The 18,816-nt window shown below is 46.0% G+C and carries 14 protein-coding genes and 1 pseudogene; 6 read left to right on the top strand and 9 right to left on the bottom strand.

Annotated elements, in window-relative coordinates; genetic code table 11:
• The 9 genes and pseudogenes from Q5873_RS09490 to dnaA all read right to left on the bottom strand — a co-directional run.
• Positions 1 to 605 (bottom strand): annotated as a pseudogene (locus Q5873_RS09490) (hypothetical protein); the annotation flags it as partial.
• Between the two features lie 603 nt (positions 606 to 1,208).
• A complete protein-coding gene (locus tag Q5873_RS09485) occupies positions 1,209 to 2,678 on the bottom strand; it encodes an amino acid permease (RefSeq protein WP_028255513.1) in 1,470 nt (489 codons plus the stop codon).
• A 15-nt stretch (positions 2,679 to 2,693) separates the two neighbouring features.
• The gene (gene gyrB / locus Q5873_RS09480) at positions 2,694 to 4,592 is read right to left on the bottom strand and encodes a DNA topoisomerase (ATP-hydrolyzing) subunit B (RefSeq protein WP_303060560.1); all 1,899 of its coding nucleotides are present in this window, start codon (positions 4,590 to 4,592) and stop codon (positions 2,694 to 2,696) included.
• 70 nt (positions 4,593 to 4,662) lie between these two features.
• Positions 4,663 to 4,938 carry a hypothetical protein gene (locus tag Q5873_RS09475; protein ID WP_303060559.1) on the bottom strand — a complete coding sequence of 92 codons (276 nt, stop codon included), beginning with the start codon at positions 4,936 to 4,938 and terminating at the stop codon, positions 4,663 to 4,665.
• 3 nt (positions 4,939 to 4,941) lie between these two features.
• A complete protein-coding gene (locus Q5873_RS09470; protein WP_303060558.1) occupies positions 4,942 to 5,829 on the bottom strand; it encodes a DciA family protein in 888 nt (295 codons plus the stop codon).
• Entirely contained in the window at positions 5,822 to 6,913 is a 1,092-nt protein-coding gene (recF, locus tag Q5873_RS09465; RefSeq protein ID WP_288190294.1) for a DNA replication/repair protein RecF, read from the bottom strand. The genes Q5873_RS09470 and recF overlap by 8 nt, the downstream gene beginning before the upstream one ends.
• 1 nt (position 6,914) lies before the next feature.
• Positions 6,915 to 7,142 (bottom strand): RNA-binding S4 domain-containing protein, encoded by a 228-nt coding sequence (locus Q5873_RS09460; protein ID WP_303060557.1) that lies wholly within the window; start codon positions 7,140 to 7,142, stop codon positions 6,915 to 6,917.
• An 11-nt stretch (positions 7,143 to 7,153) separates the two neighbouring features.
• On the bottom strand, positions 7,154 to 8,263 hold the full coding sequence (gene dnaN, locus Q5873_RS09455; RefSeq protein WP_276789506.1) for a DNA polymerase III subunit beta: 1,110 nt from the start codon (positions 8,261 to 8,263) through the stop codon (positions 7,154 to 7,156).
• A gap of 290 nt (positions 8,264 to 8,553) precedes the next feature.
• Entirely contained in the window at positions 8,554 to 10,317 is a 1,764-nt protein-coding gene (gene dnaA, locus Q5873_RS09450; RefSeq protein ID WP_303060556.1) for a chromosomal replication initiator protein DnaA, read from the bottom strand.
• A gap of 1,020 nt (positions 10,318 to 11,337) precedes the next feature.
• Between dnaA and Q5873_RS09445 the strand changes: the two genes are divergently transcribed.
• From Q5873_RS09445 to Q5873_RS09420, 6 genes are all read left to right on the top strand, one after another.
• Entirely contained in the window at positions 11,338 to 11,502 is a 165-nt protein-coding gene (locus Q5873_RS09445) for a hypothetical protein (RefSeq protein WP_303060555.1), read from the top strand.
• Between the two features lie 83 nt (positions 11,503 to 11,585).
• On the top strand, positions 11,586 to 11,822 hold the full coding sequence (locus Q5873_RS09440) for a DUF2922 family protein (RefSeq protein WP_205088213.1): 237 nt from the start codon (positions 11,586 to 11,588) through the stop codon (positions 11,820 to 11,822).
• A gap of 192 nt (positions 11,823 to 12,014) precedes the next feature.
• Positions 12,015 to 12,557: a DUF1659 domain-containing protein gene (locus tag Q5873_RS09435; protein WP_303060554.1), complete on the top strand. Its 543-nt coding sequence runs from the start codon at positions 12,015 to 12,017 to the stop codon at positions 12,555 to 12,557.
• A gap of 332 nt (positions 12,558 to 12,889) precedes the next feature.
• Positions 12,890 to 13,639: a sigma-70 family RNA polymerase sigma factor gene (locus Q5873_RS09430; RefSeq protein WP_303060553.1), complete on the top strand. Its 750-nt coding sequence runs from the start codon at positions 12,890 to 12,892 to the stop codon at positions 13,637 to 13,639.
• Positions 13,640 to 14,404: 765 nt separating this feature from the next.
• Entirely contained in the window at positions 14,405 to 14,506 is a 102-nt protein-coding gene (locus Q5873_RS09425) for an ESPR domain-containing protein (protein WP_303060552.1), read from the top strand.
• Positions 14,507 to 14,552: 46 nt separating this feature from the next.
• On the top strand, positions 14,553 to 18,816 hold a 4,264-nt coding region (locus Q5873_RS09420), incomplete at its 3' end, for a hypothetical protein (RefSeq protein ID WP_303060551.1).

The following is an 18,816-nucleotide window of genomic DNA, read 5'->3' as shown; positions in this document are numbered from 1 at the left end:
CCAAAATTTGTATTATTACCATCTGTAATTGTTGTCCCAAATACCTGTTTCATGATAACGACATCGTTGTCGTTTCTACCGGCATCAACATTCACAATGCGGCGCTTCGTACCACCGTCTGCCCCGACACTGACTGTATTCGCCTCTGTTGCTTTAGAATCAGCACCGATAGCTACGGAAGAACCCGCTGTCGCCCTGGCACCGGAACCAACAGCTACTGCGCCCCACTGCTCCGTTTGTGCGTTCTGACCCAACGCAAGATTTCGATCTCCTGATGTAATCGCACCTACACCCATGGCAATACTGTTTGTATTCTGGCTTGTTGCCCCCTGACCAAATGCCATTGAATTACTGCCACTAGCCGTAGCATCCGTACCTATAGCCACAGCATTTCCCGATGTAGCATGCGCACGCCCGATAGCTATGGTTCCACCGCCCTTAGCTTCTGATGCTGTGCCAACGGCTACGGCAATATCACCGGCTGCACTTCCTTTTTCTACATAGGAAGCCCCCCCAGTAGACTCTGCCATAACCGATACATCCGACCATGCACTTGTTGCTGCCAAGGCAGCCAACATTGTTACCATTACTTTCTTCCTGTTCATAGATTCTCCTCACATAATCACGTCACACAACAATATATACATTTGGGTATATGTCTTTTCGATTTAGTATAACGCTCTATTTCATCTTTTTCAAGAGGAATCTACAAAAATTTACTCACCATTTGAAATTTAATTGTCTATCTTAAATAAATATGATAAATACACTACAACATTCTTACATATGTTTGAATATGTTTAGTAAATCTGTCTATTCAAACTATAGGGTGTGAATCCGCAAAAAATGAATACCCGCATATGCGGGTCTTTATTTATTCGACTAACATATCTTCATTGGCTATAATAAACATAAATGAGGCAGCAAAGCGTATGGCAATGCGCAGCTCGTCTCTCATAATTATTGCTTTGAAGAAACGGCTGCGTCTTACAACACGCGGCCTTTTTTCATGCCGCCAAATAGGTTTGGTTTACTTAGTGGCTAGAATAATAGTTGCCACCAGTATTCCAAAGCCAATTACTACTGTCAATATAGACAAAATACTACCATAACTACGTAATAAAAAATGCCGTCATAGCTACGAAGAATACCCTGCTTAACATCAGGATTCTATGAGCTGTGACGGCATTATTTATTTATTTACTTATTTATTTGTCATAGTCGCGGCTAAGATCCACGTCTTTCAGCGGTACCATCTTAGTACCTCTGAGCCATTTGTAACCGAGGTACACAGCGAGGAATACGGGGATACCGATATAGGCTACGCTGGCACCGTACCAGTCGATTTCATCGCCGGTAAAGGCGGTATAGTTCTGGCCGGCAATAATGATAAGGCAAAGAATGAAAGCAAAAATCGGTCCGAACGGGAACAGCGATGCTTTAAAAGGAATTTCTTTCAAATCACGGCCCTGCGCATGGAACGCACGGCGGAAGCGATAGTGGGCAATGGCAATACCGAGCCAAGCAATAAAACCGCTCATACCGCTAATATTAACGAGCCAGTTATATGCTGTACCTTCGCCGATAAGCGAGGTCAAGAAGGCAAACAGTCCAAACGCCGCCGTAGCCAAAAGCGCCGGCACCGGCACGCCGTGTTTATTCAGCTTAGTAAACACAGCCGGGGCTTTACCGTTTTTCGCCATCGCATACAGCATACGAGTGGATGCGTATAATCCGGAGTTACCGGCGGACAATACAGCCGTTAAAATAATGGCGTTAATAAAGCTAGCCGCAAAGGCAAAGCCAAAGCGATCGAGTACCAAGGTAAACGGACTGATAGATACATTTTCAACACCTTCCGCTGCTTTCAATAAATTCGGATCATTGTACGGAATCAAGAAACCGATAACGATAAAGGCACCGATATAAAATACGAGGATACGCCAGAAAATGGAATGAATGGCCTTCGGAATATTTTTTTCCGGATCTTCCGATTCACCGGCAGCCACCCCGATAAGCTCCGTCCCTTGGAAGGAAAAACCTGCCACCATGAAGATAGCTAAAATAGATCCAAAGCCGCCTACGAACGGCGCTTCACCAGTGGTCCAATTCGTAAAGCCCGGCGATGTACCGCCGATACCGAGGATGAGCATCGTGCCCACGAATAGGAAAATAAATACGGTAATTACCTTCATGCTGGCGAAGAAGTATTCGCTTTCACCGAAGGAACGGGTGGACAGATAATTCATCAGGAAAATGCCGGCTAAGAACAACGCGGACCACACAATGGCCGGTATGTCCGGAAACCAATATTTCATAATCAACGCCCCAGCCACGAGTTCCGCCGCCAAGGTAATGGCCCAGTTAAACCAATAGTTCCACCCCAAGGCAAAACCGAACGCCGGATCCACATAGCGCGATGCATAGGTACCGAAAGAACCGGGCACCGGTAAATAGGTAGCCATTTCGCCGAGACTGGTCATCAGGAAATATACCATAAGACCGATAAAGCCATAGGCTACGAGGGCACCGCCCGGACCGGCAGTACTGACAACTTCACCGCCGGCTACGAATAACCCGGTACCGATAGCGCCACCGAGGGCAATCATATTCATATGACGTGATTTAAGGCTGCGATGCAACTTTTTTTCTGTTGTTTGCACATGATTTGTATCCATAGCACTCACTCTCTCTTACAAGTCCAAATTGCGAACCATCTTCGCATTATCTTCGATAAATTTACGACGCGGCTCTACCTTATCCCCCATGAGGACGCTGAAAATTTTATCCGCTTCGATACTGTCTTCCAGGCTTACTTGTAAAATGGTACGGTTTTCCGGATTCATCGTCGTTTCCCACAGCTGTTCCGGATTCATTTCCCCTAAGCCTTTGTAACGTTGAATGGTTATATTATCGCGACCGATTTCATCGAGCTTGGCCGCCATTTCCGCATCACTGTACACATACCAATGGCTCTTGCCTTTTTTGATCTGATACAGCGGCGGCTGTGCAATATACACACGGCCGTCTTCGATGAGCGGCTTCATGTACCGATAGAAGAAGGTAAGAAGCAGCGTTCTAATGTGAGCGCCGTCTACGTCCGCATCAGTCATGATGATAATCTTATGATAGCGACTCTTATCGAGATTAAATTCCTCGCCAATCCCCGTGCCAAATGCAGTAATCATAGAGCGAATTTCCGCATTGGCTAGAATCTTGTCGAGACGTGCTTTTTCTACATTTAAAATTTTACCGCGCAACGGCAAAATCGCCTGATACCGACGATCGCGTCCCTGCTTGGCACTGCCGCCGGCGGAATCACCTTCGACGAGGTAAATTTCCGTCATCGCCGGATCCTTTTCAGAGCAATCCGCCAGTTTCCCCGGCAAGGAGCTGATTTCGAGGGCATTCTTGCGACGCGTCAATTCGCGCGCTTTACGAGCGGCCTCACGGGCACGGTTCGCAGTAGTCGCCTTTTCGATGATTCGCTTGGCTTCCGCCGGATGCTCTTCCAAATACACGCGCAAGCCTTCGGACACTACCGTATCGGTAATCCCTTTCACTTCGCTGTTGCCCAGCTTCGTTTTGGTCTGTCCTTCAAACTGCGGATTCAATACCTTAACACTGATAACCGCTGTCAACCCTTCACGCACATCCTCGCCGGACAAATTGTTTTCATTGTCTTTTAACAATCCTGTTTTGCGCGCGTAATCATTGAGAGTACGGGTCAAAGCGCTACGAAAACCGCTGAGATGGGTACCGCCGTCAACGGTGTTGATGTTATTAACAAAGGACAACAGATTTTCGCTGTAGCCGTCATTGTATTGCAAGGCTACGTCAACCACTACATCGTCGCGGGTGCTTTCCACGTCGATTACCGTCTCGTTGATTACATCCTTGTTTTCATTTAAGAATTTTACAAAGGAGTTAAGCCCGCCTTCGTACATGAAGCTTTCCTGACGATTGTCGTTGCGCGCATCCGTCAAGGTGATGCGCAAGCCTTTGTTGAGGAACGCCAATTCCTGCAAACGAATTTTAAGCGTATCGAAGTCGAACACCGTCGTTTCAAAAATTTCCGGGTCCGGCTTAAAGGTAACGGTGGTTCCCGTATCCTTAGCCTGACCGATCACCTGCAGCGGCGATGTCATAAGACCACGTTCAAATTTAATTTCATGGAGCTTACCATCTTGGCGTACCTGCACGACAGTCCATTCGCTAAGGGCGTTAACCACGGAGATGCCTACGCCGTGAAGACCACCGGATACCTTGTAGCCGCCACCGCCGAATTTACCGCCTGCATGCAGCTTGGTCAATACCAGCTCTACCGCAGGCACACCGGTTTCATGCATGCCGCAAGGAATGCCACGCCCGTCATCGACAACGGTGACACTGTTGTCTTCATTAATGGTTACCTCAATGTGCGTGGCGTAACCGGCTAAGGCTTCGTCCACACTATTATCTACCACTTCATACACGAGGTGATGCAGGCCGCGTATGGACGTACTGCCGATGTACATCCCCGGACGAAGACGCACGGCCTCCAACCCTTCCAGCACCTGTATATTTTGGGCACCGTAATTTTGTTCAGACATTACTGATCCTCCCATATCCCTGTATTATTTATTAGTTATCATAGTTACCATAAAATAGGTGTACTCTTTATTATACATTATTTTTCGCCCTTGTGTAAAAAGATACGGGCATGCCTTGATGAATGGCTTGTAACCGACGGCGCACTGCCGCCATCGTCATGTGCAGCGCATACACCGTACGCGCCGTCACAATATAGGTCCTTACGGATAACGGCGCATCGGGATATACGATAGGCATGCCCATTAAAAAACGCCGCCGCGATGCATGACCGTCCGGCGGCGCCCCAACCACGGCAATAATGTCTTCAGAGGAAATAATAATATCGTCCGCAATATGTATATACATCAGTTAAGGAGTCACCACCTTTCGTTTTTTTTCATCCGGCAAATATTTATTGGTCAAATTGATAACAAACTCCGGTGTCAGCTCCTCCCGGCGCTTGCCGGTAATCAGCATAGCCGCCGTATATAAATCGGCCCACGACTTCGTGCCTTCGTAGCTTTTTCGCAAATACAAATAAATACTTTCCCGCTTGGCTTCGCCGTACAAATCCTGATCGCACCAGCCGTACATGCGCCGCACCTCGTCCAGCTTGGCGAAGGGATAGTTCCGCAGTACCTCTTTAACGGCGATGACCCGGCTGCGCCGCACCTTGTGAATACAAGTCATGCACAACGGCCGCTCACCTTCGATCCACAAACCGCAATGACGACACCGATGATAGCCCTTGGCGGCCATGACCCGTTCCTTTTTGGCTTGATTGATACGCACCTTGCGTATGGTCGCCGCCAAGGCCGGATCGTCTATGACGGCTACGGACTGTTCGATGTCCGCTACCTCCGCCTCGGACAACACCGTCTTTGACGCATCAATTTTAACGCGTTTTGGTATATCGCCGAGAAGCTCTTTTTTCGCGTCTTCCTCTTCTTTCACAAAGCTGTGACGATACATGACAAGCTCCATTTCGGTAATGACCAGACCGCCGTAGTAGTCGTTTATTTTTTTCAATAGCTGCGGCTTGCGCATTTGCAGCTGCTGCAGCCACGGCGATGTATACGCGGCGACGCGCACCACCGGCGGCTCTACCTTGATCAGCTTCGTATTATCCGCAATGCGCCGCCCCACCACGGTGGGCCACGCTTCGAAAAGCCGCATAACCGCCATGTGCTGCCACAGCTTGCCTGCCTTCAACGCACCGCCCAAGCAGGACTCAAGGGGCGTCATTCGTTCAGTCATCCGCCGTCACCTCCTCACGACAGGCAATGAGCATCGCCGGCGATAGGCCGGTCATATCCTCGCTATCCGTGGTCGTGATAAATGTCTGGACACGATTGTGAATAAAATGCAGCAAATTAGCGCGCCGCTCCTTGTCCAATTCACTCAGTACATCATCTAACAGGAGCAGCGGATATTCGCCAACTTCCGATTTGATAAATTCCAGTTCGCTCAGCTTTAGCGATAATACCGCCGTGCGCTGTTGCCCTTGGGAGCCGTATTTTTTTAAATCCACCGGCCCGGCAAAAAATCCCAAATCATCACGATGCGGTCCCACCGAGGTAGTAAACCGTGCCCGATCCCGGGGCAGCGATTCCTGTAACAGCTGTAAAAATGCATCCTTTTCCGTCACCGGCCCTTGCGCACTGTACGGCTGCTCGTAGCGAAGCTGCAAATTCTCCTTGCCGCCGGTCAACCGGCGATTCATCAAATCGATGAGAAGATTGAGCTTCTTTATACTTTCCAGTCGCTTTTTCACCAAATAGGCCGCCCCCGTCGCCAGCTGCTCGTCCCATTCCAAGAGCGGAACCGACCTTTGACCGGCATATTCTTTGAGCAGCCGATTGCGCTGTTGCAGCGCGCGATTGTATAGGCTCAGCTGATGATAATACGTGGCGCTGGTCTGGGAAATTTCCATGTCGATAAAGCGCCGACGCTGCTGCGGACTGCCCTTGATGAGCTGCAAATCCTCCGGACAAAAAAGCACCGTATTCAGCGTACCGATAAGCTCCCGCTGGGACAGCGCATTGCCGTTGAGGCGAATCTCCTTGCGCCCCTTGGCGGCGAGACGAATCGTAATCTTCTGCGGTGTATCCTTTTTCGTAAATTGCAGAATAATCCCGGCCTCTTCGGCGCCGAAGCGAATCAAATCCGCCGTTTCCGTCGTCCGATAACTGCGACCGACCGTAGCCACATACACCGCCTCCAAGATATTCGTCTTGCCGATGCCGTTCGGCCCGTACAATACGACACTGTCCGGCCCGAACTCCCAGGTGCGCTCCTTATAATTTCTGAAATTGATCAGCTGTAAGGAGTGAAGTCGCACCCTAAGCCTCCTCTACTACGAGGGTAGTTTCGTTATCGATGACCACCGTATCGCCGAGGTACAGCTTTTTGCGCTTTTCCCTGCATACCTCACCGTTCACCGTAATGGCACCGGCTAAGAGGAGCGGCTTAATCTGTCCGCCCGTACCGATATCGCCATGTAATTTCAGCAGCTGATCCAACTGAATGTACGGTGTGGTAATCGTCACCGTTTCCTTGGTCGTACTCATACAATTCCTCCTCAATTCGTACGCACCGGCGTCACCACATAGGTATAGTGACTGGTATCATCCTGACGAATCACTACCGGTCCGTTATCTTTTAAATACAAATGAATGCGTTCGCCCGTACTGTGTCGCAAAATATCGCTGATGTAGCGACCGTTAAAGGAAATCGTAAACGGCGATCCTTTAAATTCACAAAGTAATTCTTCCTTGGCCATGCCGATTTCCGAATTGCTACTGGACAATACAACCTGACCGTCCTCCCAATCGTAACGGATAACGTTATAGCTGATATCCTTAGCCAACAGCGACACGCGATCTACGGCGCCGGCAAATTCGCGGCGATTTAAAATGGCGCTGGCATCAAACTGGGACGGCACCACCTTTTCGTAATCCGGATAGGTGCCTTCGATAATGCGGGAAATCATATAAATCGTATCAAAGATAAATACAATCTGCGTGCGGTTCCATACGATGCGCACCATCGTAGGAGTATCTGTGGGCAATAAACGGGATACCTCCTGCAAGGTCTTTGTAGGAATCACCAAACGCAGCGGCGAAGCCACAGCTTCCTCCACAGAGGTACGCTTAACCGCCATGCGATGCGTATCCGTTGCCACCATAGTCACCACCGTATCCTCCGCCTCTAACAGCGCACCGGAGAAGATCGGGCGATCATCATCAGTAGCGGCCGCATAATTGGTCAAATCGATTAAGGATTTTAATTCGTCCCCGTCAATCATCAAATGATTTTCATCGTGAATCTGTTCCACTAAGGAAAAATCATCTTCACTCATAGTCACTAAATTAAATTCGGAGGAACCGGACTTAATCACTAAATTATGACTGCCTTCCGGATTGTGAAGCTCAATGTCGGAACCCGGCATTTTGCGCACCAATTCTTGAAAATAACGAGATGCCACAACCAAAGTACCTTCTTCGATAATTTCCGCATCCACCGTAATGCGAATCCCTAAATCAAAGTCGTTCCCTTGCATTTCGACTTTATTATTCTTTGTAGTTATATAAATAGCGCCCGGTAAATTTGAGCTTGTTTTATTCTGTGTTACTTTAGATAACACGGTAATAGCTTTTTGCAGATTCTCTTTGGGAAATTTAATTTGCATACGTTGAAGCTCCTCATTCTATGGTACTAATACAACGATGTGAATAGTGAATTAATTTAGTAGTCCTAGTAGTAGGCACGGTGTATAGGTGGATAAGTATGAAAAGCACAGTAGATATGCACAGTGTAGCGTGTTGATAGTGATGTGAACAACCATGACCGAGTTATCCACTTATAAACAATCGGACGGGAGTTTTACAGGTATTCACTGTTTACACACAGATTATACACAGAGTATCCACAGACTTATCCACATATTCATGTGCATGTGTCCTTCATCAGACGTATACCCTAGGACTGGCCTTTTAATTTGCCTGTAATTTCGTCGATAAGGCGACGACTGTCTTTATTTTCTTCGATTTCTTTGCTGATTTTTTCGTACGCATGGAGCGCCGTCGTATGATCCTTCTTGCCAAAGGCATTGGAAATGCCCGGATAGCTTTCGTTTAACAGCTCGCGACATAAATACATGGCGATTTGCCGTGGATACGCATATTGCTTATTCCGTTTCTGACTCAGCAGGGCGTCCCGCTTAATCTGAAAGAAATTGGCAATAAAGGTTTGAATGTAATGGATGGACAAAGCCGGTTCTTCATCGTCGGGAATTAAATCGCGCAGGGCCTGGCGTGTGTATTCGACGTCAATGGCATCTAGGCGATGATCCACATCGGCAGACATAATCAAGCTGTTCAATGCGCCTTGTAAATCTCGAATACTGCGCTTGTTGAACTGCTTGCCTAAATAACGAATGACTTCGTTCGGCACCTGTAAGGATGGATATTTTACGCGTTCCCGATCAATGGTGGATTTCAAAATGGCTTCCAACATTTCCGGATTCGGCGGATCGATGGTAACGACCATGCCCGAAGCGAAACGGGTTTTCAAGCGATCTTCCATTTGATCCATATCCTTCGGCAAGGTATCGCTGGTGAGGATAATTTGCTTGGCCCCGGTCATAAGATCGTTAAAGGTGTGGAAAAATTCCATTTGCGTACCGGTGTAGCGTTTATCCTGAATGAATTGAATATCGTCGACGAGGAGAATATCCACGCGGCGGAACTTGTTGCGGAAGGCCGTATTTTGCTTGGAGCGAATGCTTTCTACAAAGAGATTTAAAAAGTTTTCGCTGGTAATGCACATGACCTTTAGGCTGGGATGGGTTTCCAATAAACGATTGCCAATGGCGTGCATCAGATGCGTTTTTCCCAGTCCGGACTGCCCGTAAATAAAGAGCGGATTATACCGTTCCGCCGGTCGTTCCGCAACGGCCAGAGCCGCCGCATAGGCCAGCTGGTTCGAGCCGCCTTGAACGAAGGACTCAAAGGTAAAGGACGGATTCAGCGTGGAATCGCTTAAATCGATGTCCGGTTTTAAGGTGTCCTCCGGTAAGGTAATCAGGGAATCCTGATTGGGCTTTTTGCCTTGCTGCGCATAGGTCGGCGCAAACAGCCCTTCGTCGAGGGTGCCGTAATCGTCCGTTGGCGCGGTGGGTCTATCGATGAGGATAGGGTCCGTATACACGGGGCGATTTAAATTGAGATTGGCCGGTGCCGGGCGTTTCGGTTCCGGTGCTGCCGGCGGCATCACTTCGCCGGGCAGTGGTTCACCGGTGCGGCCGTATAAATTATCCGCATAGGTTTCCGTATAGTCTTCGCCATACGGCACGTCGTCCGATGTCGGCTTGGGTGCATCTTCACCAGCGACAGGTGCGGTCGGCGCAGCCGTCAGCGGATAGGCGGCGATGAGCTCCGCACTTTGATTGGTATCGATGGCCGTGATGATGACATGAATGGATTCATCTTCGCCGATAAATCCGTTTTTTAGGGCCAGGTTTGTAATGATTTGCTGCAGCGTCGTGCTCAGCTGTGCGTTGCCCAATATAAAATCCATTTTATATTTTTGCATGGCCGCCAATTGGAGGACGGCCTTTGTCGGGTCAAAGCCGGTAGGAAACAGCGCCTGCTGTATCATCTGTTCCCAGACAACATCGGCCAATACCTTTTTTGTGTCATTCAGAACCTGGTTCCAGAATGAATTAATATCAATGGTCGACATAAAAAAGTCCTTTCTATGGTCGCTTCAGCGGCGTAGATCATAAGGTGAGTAACTTTTAATTACGAATTGTGGATAACTTTTGAAAATCGGTAATTAAAGGAAAGAAAAAAGGCTATGAAACGCGATGAATACTGAATTTATGTTGTAAACAGGTCGCTGTGTACAACTTGTGTATAAATTGTGTATATCTTGTTTATAACCTGTGAAAAGTACGCGGTGAAACTGTCATGTATTGTATTTTGCCTTACTATTTTATCAGAAAAGAGCGGCTTTGTCATGGTATGGCGGGCAGTGTTGTGGATAACTACTCCGAAAAAGTTATCCAAAGGAGAAGATATAGTAGAGAGTGAATGAATTATTCACTCTATGTTGTATATGTAGAATAGAAAAATTTTTTTTATGGTGTAAAAGACCTATTCCATAGCTCTTTGAAGCCCGGTCTTGCGAAGGGCATTCTTCATAGCTATGGAATAGGTCTTTTTGTCTAAAAAACATTCGGCGAGAAGGGGGGAAGGTCTAATGAATGACGTTGCTCAACCTATAGGCAGGCGTTTTTTTTGGCATTACATACATCATTGCGTTGTATTGGTACTGAAAAATATTCGTAGAGGAGAGGAAGGGAATTCTTCATAACTATGGAATAGGTCTTTTGTCTAAAAAACATTCGGTAAGGAGAGAAAGAGCGTTTTTTAACGTTAGAGAATGGATTTTTTTAAAAAAAATATTTGGTAAGAAAAAGTGCGTTCCGACTAGATGGAGCGCGGGTTTTTGGTCTAACCGGAGGGGCGGATTTGGGATGAAATTAAAAAAAATTAAAAATTTTTTTAGAAAAAATGTTTACAAATCGATTTTTGAAACGATTTATATATTGAGGGGGTAAAACACAATCAACAAAAAATCATGTGTAATTTATGAACACATTGCAAAGGAGATGGCACTATGAGGTAATGATTTAGTTACTATTGATTGGACAGTTGTAGAAAAAAATAAGAGTATTCGTTACTAGGAAAGGTGATACATATGAAAAACGTTTCAACAATAGCAGTGAATGAAAATAAATTTACATTAAAGGTAATCGATGGCGGCGCGGTAGGCAGAGAAAATACCATTGCCGTTACAGCGGAAGGGGTAACATTGGCAGAATTTTTACGACGGGTATCCTCATATTTGAATGCGCTTCGCTAATACGTAATGGTACTAGCTAATGGGTAGTGGTGTTGCGGTAGGTTAGTCATTAAGGGCACCGCAATACCGGAAAGGAGTTATATATGATTAGAAAACACAATTCGGTGAAGGACATTATTAAATTAAATTTTACGGATGATGAAGGGAAAGCGACCTTTGCATTGGCCGTGGATTTTCCTAAGGAATCTCTGACGGCGGAAGAGTTAGAGGACGTAGGCCGTTATATTGCGATGGCTGGTTTCTTTAAAAGCAGCGATGGTCATGTGATTTGTCGTTATCTTTGTGCGCACCGTGAAGAAACGACAGTGAAAGAAGTGTAACCCTTATGAAAGACATTATAAAAGTACTTGTTCAGGCACTGGTAAGTGTATTGTTGAAGCGATTATAAGTCTGAAAGCGCAGGTGAATAGCCTGCGCCAGGTAAATAGAACGTATATAGTCAGCCGTAACCAGGCAATACCGAATCATTGCGTGGTACACGGTAGGTAAGATAGTTGCAGGAGGTATGTGTAATGAGTGATTTATTTACAATGAATGATGAAATGAAACCGGAAAAAGCCAATGGAGTAACGAGTGAGGCCCGCAGTGAAGTCAGTCCTGCGGCGACTCATGGAATGACTCCGGCGCTCAATGAAGTACCGGCAGTAGCGGTAGAATCTACGAACAATCATCCAGAAGAAGCAGCGGCGGTAAGCGGGCCGGCGGATGGTGAAGATGCACCGGCGGAAGAACACCCTACGGAAGAGCATCCGACAGAGGATCATGGGGCAGTAAGCGATACACCGGAGGACACCGGTGACGGGGAGGATGACGTAGTTCCTTTTAAGGAGTTAATGGAGGTGATGAAGCCGTCTTGTAAATTGCAGATTGCCATTGATGTAGGCACGAACGGTAAAAGTCATGTACAAACTGTAAACTTACGCAATATTAGCGGACATCGCACCGATGAAGAGCTGTGTGAATTGGCCGGTCGCTTTGGTGCTTTATTTGAAGGGACCGTCGTAGGGTTTACCCGCGTGGATACAAAGGCCTATAGTGCCGACGAATTGGCGTAAGTTGTTCGCGTATCTTCGGTGTACCGGAGACATATGCCATGAGGTCTATGGCAACCGGGCGGTGGGCGGTACTGACTATCCGGTTGCAGGCCGCCATAGATAGCAGACAGTACATTACGATGTACCACTACGTTGAGAGGGAATTATTAAAATGACAACTAGGATACCTAGTTAATTATTTAAAATTTAATAAACTCACGATGCTTAACACATAATAATGGGGATGTGTAAGGAAGTCATATATATTGGCGAAGCGGCCAATCCTTATACATCCCTTTTTTATTGTTTGGGGATAGGTTAGGTATAGTGTGAAGGTGGAGGAACGGATTAATATGAAAACTAAAAAGAAGGCTGTATCAAACGTAGTCGTAACGGTGACGGGCAAGACGAGTAACAAACTAGTAAGACAAAGTACGGCGACGATGATACGACAACTGATGAGCACCAATAAACCATTGGACACCATGACGGAAGATGAAGTGGATAGATGGTTGGTAGGAAAGGCACAACGGGGCGATAAAAGAGCGGAGCATATTATCTTTGAAAAGTATAAGAATTTAATTAATCGATATATAAATAAGAATAGTTTGGAAAGTAATCGTAAGGCTATAATGGATAAAATATGGATAGCCGTGGCGTTGGCCATTAAAACGTTTAATTTAAAAGGTCCTGTTCCTTTTTCTGCCTATGTATATAGTTGTATTGACAGAAGGCGTATCGACGCACAACGAGTGATGTGTAGACACTGGCAACACGAAGTGTTGGCTTTTGATGATGAAACGAAGCGAGATTGGATGGAAGGTTATTTGCAGATAGGTGCTATACAGGATGGTCATCAGGATGAAGGCAAACCACAGGCGAAGGCAATGAAAAACGCAACGAAAAAACAGGTCCATGACTATGTGAATAGGCTGGGGAAAAAGGAGCGACGTCTTATTGAAGATTTATATTTTAAGGGGTTATCCGTAGATGCCGTGGCCCGTCGCAATGGTATTAGCAGGCAAGCGGTGAATCAACGGAAACAACGAGGCTTACAGAAATTGCGGAAGATGTTCGAGGAGGATAAAGACGCAGAGTTATAAAAAAGTAATAAGGATGTATTTATACGGTATATAAAATAATAACTAACTGTAGCTATGATTTATAGTAATACAAGGGTAATATTTTATAAAAAAAACGTCCGTTTATACCACAAAAGAACAAAATATACGTTAAGTAAGACGTATGACTACCATACATATAACGATGATTCAAGTTGTATAGATACAGTTGTATATTGATTAAACTTGATTATTAAACCGGAACTTAAATATACATAATACGCGCCCAAAAGGATGTATGCGAAAAAAGTATATATACTTATGGGGGGTAAAACGATATTGATATATTGTCTCTAATAGACTATAATACATAACGAAAATAAATAGATAAATAGTATATCTTTATTTTATGTATGCAAGCTGTTAATGAATTATTTGGTATAGTTTAGAAACGCTTTTCTACACAAAGTATGAATTATACATATATGTTGTAGAGGGCGCTAGTTATGCGGATAGTCATTGACAGAGTAATGGGACAACTGACTATAGCAAAAAAAAGACGTAGGCTTACACGGTACATTGGTGTGAACGAATTACTGTGCGATGATACGCCTTTTTTGCTAATTATCTACAAAAGACAGTGACTTGATTAATTTCTAATAGAACGGAATATAGGATATATACAAAAGATACTGTTTTGTATAAGGTTGTCGAAATAAAGCGTACAATATGGTGGCTCATGGTATAGGGATGAGCCGAGGGTGAACGAGTGCCGGTGGCATAATTAGACTGTATGAGGAGGCAGTAATGAATCACGTTTTTAGGGTAGTATGGAGTAAAACAAAGCATTGTTATGTAGTAGTGTCGGAATTGGCCGGAATTGGCCGGAATGCAGGGAAAAAAGAGTAGGTCCGAGAAGCGGTCGGTGCAACGGTCGTCAATGAGTAGTAGCAAAGTGAGTGCTAACTGGCTGCGCGCCGCCTTGGCAGCGGCAGTATTGTTAGGTGTAGGCGTATCTCAGGCAGAGGCACGATCATGGATATATTTAGACCATGGCTCTGTGGGGAGTAATGAAGTTACCGATACAAATAAAGAAGCGGTAGCGTTAAATCCAGGTAAAAATGGAACGAATGATAATGTGCGTTCGGTAGAGAATAAAACAGGGTTTCAAAGTGTAGTTATTGGTACCGATGCGGAAACCGCTAAGGGCTCGGTGGCTATCGGTTATGAAACTAAAGCTACGGCGATACGATCGATAGCTATTGGTACAGGTGCGTTGGCATCAAAAAATCCGTTAGGCATATTCAACGATGGCAATAAGAACGATGGCGTAGAAGGGGCCGGAGGCGGTCAGGCTACAGCGGTAGGTGATGGTGCCATCGCTTCGTCACAGGCGACGGCCGTTGGTAATGACGTGTATGCGTTGGGACGTTCATCGATTGCTCTTGGTAATGACGATGTAGCTACTTATCGCGACGTAATCAGCGATTATGATGCAAAAAATTATTTTTACAAATTGTATTCTAAAATCGATCCTAAAGGGGAAAAATATGGCTATCGTGTAGAAGGAAATAGTTTAGTCGCTTCTGGAGCTAGGTCTAAATTGGATGATGGGACGCAAACCTATAAAAATATTTGGTCCCCTACGTTGTCTCAAGGGGATGGCTCCATTGCTATCGGATCTCGCTCTATTGCCTATGATGCAGGGGCGACTGCCTTGGGAACCTTAGCCTTTGCGTTAAAAAAAGGATCTACCGCCATCGGTACGCAAACACGTGCCGAAGGGGTAGGGGCATTAGCCTTTGGTAGTAAATCCTATGTATTTTCGGATAATTCCATTGCTGTCGGCAGTAAGTCACAGGTGCTTAAAACGGGCGGTACGGCGTATGGCTATCGTACGTATGCCGGCGGCAATAACTCCATTGCTATCGGTCGCGATGTATATGCAAATGCAAAGATGAAATTTGGTATAGGCAGTAACGGACAAGAAGTATTTTCCGCTAACGGTTTATATAACTTTAATCCGGCAGCTAGTGCAAGAACGATTCTTGAATCATCTACGGCGGTGTTAAATACGTTTGAAGATATTATTAAGGCCGGCGGCGATGAGAATGGAGAACCGGGACTCGGCACATATGCTATGGCCGTATCTGCGGAGCATAATGGAGTGGCTAACATTGTCCAGGAAAATGGTCAAAATGCGATTGTATTAGGGTCGCGTTCATTAGCGCAAGGTGATAATGGTCTGGCCGTAGGACGCGGTGCTATTGAACGTGGTAACAACAGTATGGCAATCGGTTCCTATTCCATGACGGATGGGGATAATGCAGTGGCGCTCGGTTTGGCATCGAGAGCGGTAGCCAAAAATAGTATGGCCTTGGGGACAGCTACGTCTACCATGGGGGCTAGTAGTTTGGCGGTAGGTATCGGCGCTATTAACTATGGCAGTAGTTCCTTGGTGTTGGGGAATACATCCGGCATCGGTCCGGATACTGCCGGTTCAGTTGTGTTAGGTACTAATACGATTATTGGCAAAGGTGTTAATCGCTCAATTGCTATCGGTAACGGTGCCAGTGTGGGAAGCTATACGCGCGGTGAAACGGGTGCGATTATAAAAATCGACCCTATTACGGGTACGGAAACCAGTCAAGCTATTATGTCGATTGACGAGATGGAACGAGAAGACTCGCTACAAAATGCCATGGCCATTGGCTCTAATGCACGCGTGTATAGCCGTGAAGCAGTGAATACGACTAGCGGCGACTCCGGGTATGCCTCTATGAACGGTGAAAATGCTATGGCTATCGGTAATAATGCACAGGCGTGGTTGGAAAATTCCTTGGCCTTAGGTGTTGATTCAAGAACGGACTATACGCCGCAGCAATTGGCTACCGATGCTTGGCGTACACCGGATGCTATTGCGGTGAATACTACCAGTAAGGTTGGTGTTATCTCTGTAGGTTCTATCGGTAACGAACGACGCATTGTCAATGTAGCGGCCGGGGCGTATGATACGGATGCAGTTAACGTAAGTCAGCTCAAGCAGACCTATGAATCGTTGAGCCGTCAGCTTAACAGTAATACGGCACAGTCAGGGTCGCACTTTGTATCTACCAACTACTCGGCTATTGATAATGGTAGTGGCGTTGTAGATTATGTGAAGAAACAATTTATGCAGGATACCTATGAACGGTACATTAAAGCGTACACTAATTATAAAGGTTATTTAGTAAAAGAGCAGTATGGTGGGGCGAAGCTTACCGATACTGCAAAGCAGAATTTTAACGCTGAGTTGACTAAGTTAGAAAACGATTTACGTGCCGCCGGTATGAGCCAGGAGCAAATTAACCGATTGATGGTAAATACGTATGGCGGCGGACAGAAGCAGTATGCATCTGATGGTACGACCATTACCGGCGTAACGGTGGATAAAGCAAGCTTGACCGATCCTACCGTAGCCGGAGCGATATATCAATTAACCAAAGCGCAACAACAGGATATTTTTAATGTCGCTACTATTACCGGCATGACTGCGGATGAATTGAAAGATAAATTGTCCGAAATTAACTACGATAATTCACAGGCCCAAGGGAAAGGTAGTATTGCTATTGGTTACAGTGCCGGTACCACGCAAGAAGGCGGTTTGGCACTGGGATACAAAGCAAAGGTGTTGGCGCAGGATGATTTTGTTGCCGGCAGTGTAGCCTTAGGCGATAAATCGACGGTATCGGATACAGATTTGGAAGCTACCAAGCAGGCGGGCAAACAATATAAAACAGCCATAGCGGGCAACGCAAGTACGCCGAACGGCGGTGTTGTATCCGTGGGGACTACTCGTTCCGATGATGGGTATCAGCCGATGACGCGCCGTATTATTAATGTGGCCGCCGGTTATAACGACACAGATGCGGTCAATGTAGCACAGCTCAAATCGTTGGCGGCGCAAGAAATTACTTTACAAGACGGACAGAACAAAAAGACAACGGCACAGGCTATCGGCAAGGAGGACGGTGTTAACTTTACACTCAGCGGCGGTACCAATGGAGATATTACCACAGTGGCCAGCGGTACTACGGTAACCTTTGGTTTGAATAAGGCAACATCTGTGACTAATACCGATGCAGATAAAGATAAAGCGGTTACCTCCGGTGCAGTATACACGGCGGTAAGCGGTGCTAAGACGAAGGTAGCCGCTAATGAAACCGATACAACCGGCATCTTGACCATCGGTAAAACGGAAAGCCAAGATTTGACGGCTAACAACTATACATTGGGAATTAATACGGAGAAATTAAAAGAAGTCTTAGCAAATGATTTCGTTTCTAAGAAAGATGGCCTGACGGCAGACATTTCTTATACGGCCAATGGGGCTGCTGCTAAGAAAGTCGGCTTATCCGCCGGTCTTAACTTTACGAACACGGATAATTTGACTGCATCCGTAGAGGAAAACGGCGTTGTGAAATATGCCTTACACAGTGATCTTACGGGTGTGAACTCTATCAGTGGCGGTAAGAACTCGACAGATACTAAGATTACCTTGGGAAGCGATAGTGTAACGCTGAACAATAAGAGAATCAGCGGTCTTGCCGATGGCGCAGAAGATTCCGATGCAGTAAATCTTGGTCAGATGAACTCGGCGATTAATACAGCTACGTCTACAATTACTTCAAATGTGAAGACTGTGGAGAATAAAGTCACGGCATTGGAAGGTAATACTATTGTGCTTACCGGTGATGGCACCAGCAAGACGGATGTACAAACGTTAGGGCAAAAAGGTGGTATTAGCTTTGGTATTAAAGGCGGTGCGGATATTACGACATCTGCATCCGGTAGTGATATTATTCTGAGTCTTAACAAGGCAACGTCTGTTACTAATTCTGAAACAGATAAAGATAAAGTTGTTACCTCCGGCGCAGTATACACGGCAGTAAGCGGTGCTAAGACGAAGGTGGAAAAAGATGCAAAAGATACGACAGGCATCTTGGAAGTAACCAAAGCGGAAGGTACCGATCTTGCGGCGGATACATATACATTATCTGTAAATACTGCAAAGTTAGAAAACGAAATGAAAACATCGCTCAACGATGATTTTGCAAAGGTGGATGCGTCGAATCTTGGCGATGATAATGTAACCAGCTGGCGAAATAAGCTTAATGTATACAGCAAGGAAGAAACGTATAGTAAGACAGAAATAGATAACAAAGCTAAGGCAAGCAAAA

The organism is Veillonella magna, assembly GCF_959600285.1.
Lineage (GTDB): Bacteria > Bacillota > Negativicutes > Veillonellales > Veillonellaceae > Veillonella_A > Veillonella_A magna.
This window is presented reverse-complemented; position numbering and strand designations above follow the sequence as displayed.